Origin of the sequence: Pseudomonas sputi, assembly GCF_021603585.1 — a bacterium.
Taxonomy (GTDB): domain Bacteria; phylum Pseudomonadota; class Gammaproteobacteria; order Pseudomonadales; family Pseudomonadaceae; genus Aquipseudomonas; species Aquipseudomonas sputi.
Genome location: NZ_BQHI01000086.1, coordinates 1 through 258 on the forward strand (window position 1 = coordinate 1; position 258 = coordinate 258).

Below are 258 nucleotides of genomic sequence, written 5' to 3' on the forward strand. Positions count from 1 at the left end.
TAACCGTTCCTGCGCCAGCCGATGACGTCTACAAAGACGCCGGCAACGTGCAGGCCACGATTACCAACGCCAGCGGTGGCAACTTCGAGAATCTGGTCACCAGCACCACGCCAGCGGTGACCAGCGTTACTGACACCATCGACACCACTACCGTGAAGCTGACCGCGTCCGCGACAGCGGCCGAAGGTGGCAACGTTGTTTACACCGCCACCGTCGGCGCGCCTGTAACTGGCTCGCCAGTGACCGTGACCCTGTCCA

General features: G+C 62.4%; 1 protein-coding gene. It reads left to right on the forward strand.

From position 1 onward, the window contains the following. On the forward strand, positions 1–258 hold a 258-nt coding region (locus L6D81_RS29405; protein ID WP_236183007.1), incomplete at both ends, for an immunoglobulin-like domain-containing protein.